1 pseudogene is annotated in these 627 nt (G+C 42.7%); it reads right to left on the bottom strand.

Annotated elements, in window-relative coordinates:
- Positions 1-90: 90 nt before the first annotated feature.
- Positions 91-627 (bottom strand): annotated as a pseudogene (locus AC5590_RS33925) (hypothetical protein); the annotation flags it as partial.

Here is a 627-nt window from a genome sequence, read left to right on the forward strand (position 1 = left end):
GCTTTGGCGGGGTGGGGTTCCCTCAGGAATAGCTAGGAAGTTGGGCTTACCGTGGAGAAACCCAACAAACAATGGTTGAGTGGAACGATACTATTTCTTGAGTTTAATCCTAAGCCAAGCCAAAGCGGTAAAAAACAAGGTAGCCAAAATACTCAATAATAAGGATGCGTAAAGCTGGTTTTTAGGAAGTATGGTACTTAGGGGTTGGTTAATTTTGTCTATATGTTGAGTGACAACGCCAGAGATGATCGCACCTGCACCTAAGCCGACACCGACGATTTGGATGGTGTTTTCTAGAGAGCGATCGCGTTCGGCTTGTTCTGTTTCTACAATACCTCGGATAGTATCAATCATCCGTCCGAACAACTCTTGAGCAGGGGTAAGGTAGTTAATATCAGTTTGTATTTGTTGTTGCCATTGCTGACAGGAGCGATTGAGAAAATCTTGCCATAATTTAGGGCTGTCTCCTGCAATATCAGTGATTTTTTCTAAGCAAATACCGTAATTACTGATATTTGTAGTAATAGCTGTATGATGAGCTTGCAAGTCTCGCAGACAACGGGCATAGTCAAGGTTTTTTTGTGGGATTTGTGCCAGCAATGCTTTGAGTTGTGATAGCTGCATTTG

Origin of the sequence: Brasilonema octagenarum UFV-OR1 (assembly GCF_963888615.1) — a bacterium.
Classification (GTDB): Bacteria; Cyanobacteriota; Cyanobacteriia; order Cyanobacteriales; family Nostocaceae; genus Brasilonema; species Brasilonema sennae.